The organism is Candidatus Angelobacter sp. (assembly GCA_035607015.1).
In the GTDB taxonomy this organism is placed as follows: Bacteria; Verrucomicrobiota; Verrucomicrobiia; order Limisphaerales; family AV2; genus AV2.
The window spans coordinates 1-8,902 of the sequence record DATNDF010000140.1; the positions used below are offsets into that span (position 1 = coordinate 1).

The 8,902-nt window shown below is 58.9% G+C and carries 7 protein-coding genes; 5 read left to right on the forward strand and 2 right to left on the reverse strand.

Translation table 11 applies throughout. The features are described 5' to 3' along the window. Positions 1-342, reverse strand: a 342-nt coding sequence (locus tag VN887_05720) for a hypothetical protein (GenBank protein HXT39502.1), incomplete at its 3' end; no start/stop codon positions are given. Here VN887_05720 and VN887_05725 point away from each other — a divergent pair. The 5 genes from VN887_05725 to VN887_05745 all read left to right on the forward strand — a co-directional run bounded on the left by VN887_05725 (position 329) and on the right by VN887_05745 (position 8,741). Then, on the forward strand, positions 329-616 hold the full coding sequence (locus VN887_05725) for a hypothetical protein (GenBank protein HXT39503.1): 288 nt from the start codon (positions 329-331) through the stop codon (positions 614-616). The two genes, VN887_05720 and VN887_05725, sit on opposite strands and share 14 nt — an antisense overlap. Positions 617-807: 191 nt before the next feature. Beyond that, positions 808-4,407, forward strand: coding sequence for a PVC-type heme-binding CxxCH protein (locus VN887_05730; GenBank protein ID HXT39504.1), 3,600 nt, complete (start codon positions 808-810; stop codon positions 4,405-4,407). A gap of 219 nt (positions 4,408-4,626) precedes the next feature. Further along, positions 4,627-5,751 (forward strand): Gfo/Idh/MocA family oxidoreductase, encoded by a 1,125-nt coding sequence (locus VN887_05735; GenBank protein HXT39505.1) that lies wholly within the window; start codon positions 4,627-4,629, stop codon positions 5,749-5,751. A gap of 11 nt (positions 5,752-5,762) precedes the next feature. Next, a complete protein-coding gene (locus VN887_05740; GenBank protein HXT39506.1) occupies positions 5,763-7,103 on the forward strand; it encodes an MFS transporter in 1,341 nt (446 codons plus the stop codon). Between the two features lie 39 nt (positions 7,104-7,142). Next, positions 7,143-8,741 carry an MFS transporter gene (locus tag VN887_05745; GenBank protein HXT39507.1) on the forward strand — a complete coding sequence of 533 codons (1,599 nt, stop codon included), beginning with the start codon at positions 7,143-7,145 and terminating at the stop codon, positions 8,739-8,741. Here VN887_05745 and VN887_05750 read toward each other — a convergent pair. Beyond that, on the reverse strand, positions 8,707-8,902 hold a 196-nt coding region (locus VN887_05750; protein HXT39508.1), incomplete at its 5' end, for a hypothetical protein. The two genes, VN887_05745 and VN887_05750, sit on opposite strands and share 35 nt — an antisense overlap.

Sequence of the window (8,902 nt, forward strand, 5' to 3'; positions counted from 1 at the left end):
AAGGCCGCGAAATTCTGTAAGCTGCCGATCAACTTCACCCGGATCAAAGGATTGCGGGTCTTTCGGTGTAAAAACTCCGAGGCAGATGCCGTCATCACGCCGCACGCAATGGATGAACACGTTGTCATACACCCAGCGAATGCGCTCATTCGGGAAAAAGTTGATTTTGAGCACCTGAAACGTGTCACTCACGCAGCACAGGGCATTTTCCAGCGCCGGGGCGGGAAATTCGTGGGTCCAGCTCCGTGTAAGGGCGCTTTTGTCGGGAAACCGGACGCCGCACGCCAGCACCCCGTGCCATTGCGCATCCTGGTTGAGCCATCGCTGGATGAAATCTTTCATCGCGGGTCATGAGAGGATCAATGGCGCGCGCGTCGGCCAATTGTGTCAGAGACATCACCGCGGCCTCCCGGACGCCGGTGTCAGGATCGTGCAACGCGCTGAAAAGAGGCGTGAGCACTTGCTCGTTTCGACTTTGCCCCAGCGCTTCGACAACCGATTTGCGGACCTCGCCGTCGGGATCTGCTGCAAGCGGCAGAAGAAACCGCACGGACTCGGGCTGCTGTTGCGCGGCAAGGTTCACGACCGCCTCGCGGCGGGTTTGCGGCTTATTTGATTTGAGTCGCCGTATCGTCCACCACTTCGTCATTTGATCAGGCTGGCTCACGGCCCGTACCCGTGTGCGAGCCAGTGTTATGCCAAATCACAACCTCAACGACAATGACTCGCATATATGACGTTGCGAACAACGAAAGGAAAAATTTTTCCTTTTGGCAGTCCGGAATTTGGGCAATAAGTGTGGGAACCATGATCACAGCGCATGCTCGAATCAAATGTCTGTCTGTCGGAAATGCCTGGCGGCTGTTGATCGGCCTTGCTGGTATCCTTCCGATGAGTTTTGGCGCTGCGGCCGCCGATCCGTTCGCCGAAAACGTCCGGCCCACGGAGGCCCTCAAGCCGGGACAGGAGCAAAGAAGTTTTCATCTGCCGCCGGGATTTGAAATGCAACTCGTCGCCGCGGAGTCGGACATCCTCAAGCCGATGAACCTGGCCTTTGACGCGCAAGGGCGGTTGTGGGTGACGGTCACCCGCGAATACCCGTTCCCGGTTCCTCCCGGCAAACCGTCCCGCGACCAGATCAAAATCCTCTCCGACTTCGACGAAGCCGGTCGCGCGCGAAAAGTCACGACGTTCGCCGAAGGACTCGACATCCCGATCGGCATCTATCCGTTCCAGAACACGAACGGGAACTGGAAATGTGTCGCCTGGTCCATCCCGAACATCTGGCTGTTCGAAGACACCGATGGCGACGGCAAAGCCGACAAGCAGGAAAAGCTTTACGGCCCGTTCGGCTGGGAGCGCGACACGCACGGCATGAACAGCTCGTTCACGCGCGGCTTCGACGGCTGGCTCTACGCCACTCACGGCTACAACAACAACACCGACGTGCGCGGCGCTGACGGCCACGAAGTGAAGATGAATTCCGGCAACACCTACCGCATCCGCCTTGACGGCTCGCGCATCGAGCAAAACACCTGGGGCCAGGTCAATCCCTTCGGCCTTTGCTTCGACGCGCTCGGCAACCTTTACTCCGCCGATTGCCACAGCGAACCGGTCTATCAACTTTTGCGCGGCGGTTATTATCCCAGCTTCGGCAAGCCGGACGACGGACTCGGCTTCGCGCCCTCCATGATCTTTCACGGGCACGGCTCGACGGCAATTTCCGGTATTGTCTATTACGAGGACGACCTCTGGCCGGAGGAATATCGGAACAACATTTTCACCGGCAACGTCATGACCAGCCGCGTCAACCGTGATGCCGTCACCTTCACCGGCTCGACACCGCTCGCGAACGAACGCCCCGACTTCGTCGTCACCGACGACCCGTGGTTCCGGCCGGTGAACCTGCAACTTGGCCCGGATGGCGCGCTGTACATCGCGGATTTTTACAATCGAATCATCGGCCACTACGAAGTGCCGCTCACGCATCCGGGCCGCGACCGCACCAGCGGCCGCATCTGGCGGATCGTTTACAAAGGAGCGGACGACAAAGCGAAGCTGCGCCCCCTCGCCCTGCCAGACAATCTCGACGGCCTTATCGCCGAACTCGCTTCGCCGAACCTCACGCGCCGGATGCTGGCGATGAACACGATTTCGGACCGATTCAGCAAATCCGCCGTCACGAAGCTGGAAGCCGCACTGAGCGGAGCCGCCAATGAGTTTCAACTGGTTCACATCCTCTGGTTGCTGCACCGGCTCGACGCCATCAAACCCGCGGAACTCGACGCCGCCCACACCTCCCGTGACGTCCTGCCGGGCGTGCACGCTCAACGCATCGCCGCGGACACGATCTACCGCGATTCGCTGCCCGGTCTCCCTTTGGATACGGACCGGATCGCAACCGCGCACATGATCGCAATCCAAGGGCTGAGTGACGGGGATCCGCTCGTGCAACGTTGCGCAGCCGAGGCCGTCGGAAAACTCAACGTCATAACCGGCGACAACGTCCGGGCGCTGCTCGGCCTGCTCGCGCGCGTGCCCCGGGAGGACACTCACCTGCTTTACACCGTCCGCAAAGCACTCCGCGACCAGCTCAGGGACAACGGGATTTTCGACCGGGTAACGAAAGCAACCCTGAGCGAGCAGGACGAGCGGGCGATCGCGGACGTCGCCGTCGCCGTGCCGAGCCCCGAGGCCGGCGAATTTCTGCTGCGTCACGTTCAGAAGTATTCCGAAAAGAAGGAGACACTCGCGAATTATCTGCGTCATGCGGCTCGTTATGCGCCGGAGAACGAGATGGATTCCCTGGCCACGTTCACGCGCAAAAAATTTGCGGACGATCCCGACTTTCAATTGGCGCTGTTCAAGTCCGTCCAGCAGGGGACCGAACAACGGGGCGCGACACTGACCGGCGGCGTTCGCGACTGGGGCGCCGAACTAGCGCAACGCCTGCTTGAATCCGCTGACGTCAATTCCCCGGAGTGGAGTAACACACCGGTTCAGGGCATGGCGAACACGACGGATCCATGGTTCGTACAGGAGCGCGTTTCGGCCGACGGCGACAAGTCATCGTGGTTCTTGTGCAGTCTTCCGCCCGGCGGCGAGTCGTTTACCGGAGTCCTGCGTTCGAAGCCGTTTACGATTCCTGCCAGGTTGAATTTCTTCCTCGCCGGGCACGACGGGTACCCCGACAAACCCGCGCTGAAGAAAAACGTCGTGCGGTTGCGAACCGCGGCTTCAGACCAGGTCCTGGCCGAAACGTTTCCGCCGCGCAATGACACCGCGCAGCCGGTCACCTGGGATTTGAGCGCTTTCGCCGGACGGCAGGGGTACCTCGAAGTCACCGACGCTGACAACGGCAATGCCTATGCCTGGCTGGCGATTGGCCGGTTCGATCCGCCGCTTGTCGTTGTGCCGAAAGTCAGCCCCAACACGATCGGCCAGCGGCTGCAAGCCGCCGCCGAACTCGTCCGCGCGCTGTCGCTCGCCATATTCAGGCCGCAACTTGCGCGGGCGTTGGTCAATCCGGCCACGGACATCGGCGCGTGCGGCGCCGTTGCGGAAACTTTGGTGGCTTTGCATCCTGACGAAATTCTTGCGGCCCTCGCCCCGATGGCGGGCGATCCTGCCGTTTCCATGGGCCTGCGAAGGCAGATCGCACAGGCAATCGCGCGGAGCAAGGGGCCCGAGGGCGAGGCCATTTTGAACGAAGCCTTCCGCACCCTGACGCGACGCTTGCAGGTGAAGCTCGCGGCGGCGCTTGCGAGCAGCCCTGGCGGCGGGGAGCAATTGCTCAAGCTCGTGGCCGACGGGCGCGCGCCCGCCGCTTTGTTGTTGGAACGCGCAGTGAAGGACAAGCTGCTGGCTTCAAAACCGGCGAACGTCAACGAACGGCTCGCGCAATTAACCAAAAACGTGGCCGCGCCGAGCAACGAGATACAGAAGTTGATGGACGGTCGACGCGCCGGTTTTGACCTGGCCAAAGCCTCGGCTGCCCGTGGCGAAAAGGTGTTTACGCTGAACTGCCGCCCCTGCCATCAGATTGACGGCGCGGGCAACGTCGTGGGCCCCCAACTCGACGGCGTGGGCGGCCGGGGACTGGAACGCCTGATCGAGGACGTGCTCGATCCGAATCGCAATGTGGACCCGGCATTTCACACCACCATCGTCTCACTCAAGGACGGCGACGTGGAATCCGGACTGTTTCGTCGCGAGGAAGGCGAGGCGATCGTGTTGGCCAACGGCGCGGGAAAGGAAATTTCCATTCCCAAGAGGGATATTGTCGATCGTCATGCTTCCACCACGTCGCTCATGCCGGAAAACTTCGGAGAAATCATCTCGCCGCAAGACTTCAACGACCTGATGGCGTTCCTGCTCGCACACGGGCCGAAGCCGGGGTCCAAATAATCTGAACACCCGTTGCGTCGGGCACGGGTGCGAACCGTTCTTTTCGGTTGGCACCCGGTGTTAACCCGCGTTTTGCGGTTCAGTTTGCCGGGATCCGGGGATTTTTCATTGACAGTTTGGCGCGAGAATTGTGTGATTCAGCGCATTGCCGAGTCCATTAACTCCTCGCCCTCGGGGAGTCTTTTTGCAGTCCGCCGCCTTGAGACGAATCAGCGACGCATGAGCCAGCGCAAGATCAACATCGCCATTGTCGGGCTGGGCTTTGGCGCGGAATTCATCCCCATCTACCAGCGGCATCCCAACGCCAACATGTACGCCATCTGCCAGCGCACGCGCAAAAAGCTGGACGTGATCGGCGACGCGTTCGGGGTGGAGAAACGCTACGACGATTTCGACCGGTTGCTCAAGGACCCGGACGTGGATGCGGTCCACATCAATTCACCGATCCCTGATCACGCCTGGCAATCCATCGCCGCGCTCAAGGCCGGCAAACACGTCGCCTGCACCGTTCCCATGGCGACCAGCATCGCGGACTGCAAGAAGATCGTGGACCTCGTCCGGAAGAGGAAAAAGAAATACATGATGATGGAGACCGTGGTTTACGCCCGCGAGTTTCTCTTCATCAAGGAACTCTACGAGAAAGGCGAACTGGGCAAAGTCCAGTTCCTGCAGGCCAGTCATCAACAGGACATGGACGGTTGGCCGAATTACTGGCCGGGTCTGCCACCGATGTGGTACGCGACGCACTGCGTCGGGCCGATGATGGCGCTGACCAATGCCACGGCTGAATACGTAAGCTGTTTCGGTTCCGGCACGATCCGCAAGGAACTCGTAAAACATTACGGCTCCCCGTTCGCCGTGGAGACCGCGCACATCAAGTTCAAGAACTCGGACCTGACCGCTCGCATCATCCGGTCGTTGTTCGACACCGCTCGGCAATACCGGGAGAGCATAGACGTCTATGGCTCAAAGAAATCGTTCGAGTGGACGCTGGTCGAGCACGAGCCGCACGTGCTCCACACGGCCAAGCTGCCCGAGCCTGAAATTCCCAAAAGAATCACAACACCCGATTACGCAAAACTCCTGCCCAAACCAATCCGGCGGTTCACAACCAGGGGTGTTTATGACCTGGGAAAAAAAACGCACCTAAGCTTCACGCAGGGCGCCGGGCACGGCGGGAGTCATCCGCACCTGTGCCACGAATTCCTGACTGCCCTGGTGGAGAACCGCGACCCGATGCCCAACGCGCGTCAATCCGCGAACTGGACCTGCGTAGGTCTCTGCGCCCATCAATCCGCGTTGAAAGGCGGCGCGATTGTGAAGCTGCCCAAGTTTACCCTGTAGATTCCCGGTGCATGGACGCGACGGCCAACGCGAATGGACACGCTGGATACAACAAGACCAGGCTGTTCATCCTGAGCGTGGTCGCGCTCGCCACGGCGGGCATGGGTTTCAGCATTCGCGGCGATCTCGGTGGCGCGTTGCAATCCCATTTTTTTGATCCAATCGACAACCTGCATTCGGCGGAAATGACGGCAAGTGTGTTGGGAATCGTGTTCATGGGCTTTGCCGTGGCCATTGCGATCGGCAGTCCGTTGCTGGATTACCTTGGCATGGGACGGCTGCTCGGCCTGTCGAGTCTGTGCTTTGTTGTGGGCAATCTCGTCGTCATCTTTGCCGACAATTTGACGGGCGTTCTTCCGGTGTTTTGGATTGTCTGGAGCGGCATGCTGATCATCGGAATCGGTCAGGGGCTGGTGGAAACGGTCATCAATCCGCTTGCTGCGACATTATACCCGGACGACAAGACCCATAAGCTGAACGTGCTGCACGCGTGGTGGCCGGGCGGTATCATCATCGGCGGACTCGCCAGCCTGGCTTTGGGTCACTGGAGTTTTGGCTGGCAGGCCCGGCTGGCAGTGGTGCTGTTGCCCGCCGTGACTTTTGGACTCATGACCATTGGCACCAAATTCCCGCCCACCGAACGGGTCGCCGCCGGCGTGTCCGCGACGGCCATGTTCAAGGAATTGGGACGTCCGATGTTCATCGTGCTGTGGCTGTCGATGTTTCTGACCGCCGCCTCTGAACTGGCGCCCGGGCAATGGGTGGACATCGCCCTGACACGGACAGTGGGAATGAAAGGTATCGTTCTGCTGATTTACGTCAGCGGCCTGATGTTCCTGATGCGGCATTTTGCCGGAACGCTGGCGCACAAACTAACGCCCGTCGGACTTCTCTGGTGCTCATGCTTGCTGGCGTCGGGCGGTCTGTTGTTATTAAGCGTGGCGAATTCGCCGGTCACCGGTTTGCTCGCGGCAACGGTGTGGGGCGTGGGTGTTTGTTACATGTGGCCAACAATGCTGGCTTCCGCCGCCGAACGTTTTCCCCGCGGCGGCGCGCTGCTGATCGGCCTGATGGGAACGGCGGGCAACCTGTCCATTAAATTTGTTCTGCCGTGGATGGGAAATGTGTTTGATGCAACCAAAATCAAAGTCGCTGGCGGCGAAGCTGCCTTCAAAGAGTTGACCGGGGAGAAGTTGAATGAAGTATTGGGCGTTGCGGCACAGACGTCTTTTCGAGTCGTGGCGATCCTACCGGCGGTATTGCTAATCGTGTTTGGCGCCATTTGGCTTTACGACAGGTCCCGCGGCGGTTACAAAGCGGAGACCCTTGCGCTTGGCGGCGCCAAAATCTGACACTTCAAACGCGACAACCATAACTCAAGAACCAAAACTATGAGCAACGGAAACGAAATTGCCCCTAACGCAAAACGACTCCTGTTCGCTGGCTTTATGGCCATTCTCGCCGCCGGCATTGGCTTTGGTATCCGCGGCGGCATCTTGGCCAACTGGGCCGCCGACTTCGGTTTCACCGGGGCGCAACTCGGCGCCATCGGTGGTGCCGGTTTCACCGGCTTTTGCTTCGGCATCATCATCGGAGGCGTGGTCGTGGATAAGGTCGGTTATGGCAAGCTGGTTGTTGCGGCATTTCTTTTCCACGTACTTTCTGCCTTCGTTACTTTTGCCGCACACAAAGGGCAGGCCCAAGATACGGCTTACAACTTCCTTTATTGGGGGACATTTATCTTTGCACTCGCCAATGGAACACTGGAAGCGGTGGCGAACCCACTGGTGGCAACGCTCTTCCCGAAAAACCGCACCCATTACCTTAATATCCTTCACGCAAGCTGGCCGGCCGGACTCGTCCTTGGCGGTTTGGTGGGCTGGATTCTTGGCGACGGAATGCACTGGACCTGGAAGTGGCAACTCGCGCTCTTTCTGGTGCCCACGGTTCTTTACGGAGTGATCTTCTTTGGCCAGCACTTCCCCAAATCGGAGGCTTCGGCCAAAGGATTGAGCCTTGGAGAAATGTTAAAAGATGTCGGCATTCTTGGCGCGGCGGTCGCCTGTTATCTGCTTGTCCTATTCTTTCAGAACGCGCTGCAGTTCTCACAGGGCATCTCTTTTGCGCTCGGTGGGGTTATCCTCCTAGTCGTAGCAATCATAACCCGATTCTCAATTGGCGCGATCGTGTTGTTCGTGCTCATCGTCACTCATGTCCTTGTCGGTGCGGTCGAATTGGGTACCGATGGTTGGATTCAGAACATCACCGGCAACATCCTCACGACGAGCCAGGGCAAAATCCTCTTCGTGTTCACTTCGCTGCTCATGTTCAGTCTCAGATTCTGCGCACACTTCATCGAGAAGAGTCTCAAGATTTCACCCGTGGGTCTGCTCGTGATCTGCGCGACCCTCGCGTGCATAGGATTGAACCTTGTAAGCGGCATTGCCACTTTCATCGGCGCCATGCTCGCACTGGCGGTTTACGCGCTCGGAAAAACCTTCTTCTGGCCCACAATGCTGGCGGTGGCAAGCGACCGCTTCCCACGCACTGGCGCCATCGCGATCTCAATCATGGGCGGTTGCGGCATGATGTCTGCCGGACTGCTCGGTTCGGCGGGTCTCGGCTATGCTAAAGACCGTTTCGCCGCTGATGAACTGCAGAAAGCCAACCCGGCAATTTACGCGCAGTACAAGGCGGAGAAACCCAGTACATTCCTCTTCCTCGAACCAGTGACAGGACTTGACGGCACGAAGCTCTCCGAGGTCCAAAACGTGGCTGCCGACAAACGAACACCTGAACAGAAGATCGTGGGTGACGCGAGCATCGCCGGCGACCGCCGCACGCTCAAGGCCGACTCATTTATCCCGGCGACGATGGCATGTATTTATCTCTTGCTGCTTATTTACTTCAAGATCATCGGGGGGTACAAAGTCGTGCACATCGACACGGAAAAAATCACTGGAGGAGTTGAAGGGCCAATGGAGGCTTGACGATCGCCTTACACGCGAGAACGGCCTTGGGGTTGTCTTTTTCCTTCGGTTGCGTGAATGAATGCAAGACAGAGATATACGTTCCCGTAACCGGCCGGCCAAAGATTCCTACAATCGTCGAAAAATGCTCCCCGAACTGCATCAGTTGGCGGTTTGTTTTT

Bases quoted from the DNA above. Each gene is read 5' to 3' on its own strand.
- VN887_05740 (HXT39506.1), top strand. From the start codon at position 5,763: ATGGACGCGACGGCCAACGCGAATGGACACGCTGGATACAACAAGACC.
- VN887_05725 (HXT39503.1), top strand. From the start codon at position 329: ATGAAATCTTTCATCGCGGGTCATGAGAGGATCAATGGCGCGCGCGTC.
- VN887_05730 (HXT39504.1), top strand. From the start codon at position 808: ATGATCACAGCGCATGCTCGAATCAAATGTCTGTCTGTCGGAAATGCC.
- VN887_05745 (HXT39507.1), top strand. From the start codon at position 7,143: ATGAGCAACGGAAACGAAATTGCCCCTAACGCAAAACGACTCCTGTTC.
- VN887_05735 (HXT39505.1), top strand. From the start codon at position 4,627: ATGAGCCAGCGCAAGATCAACATCGCCATTGTCGGGCTGGGCTTTGGC.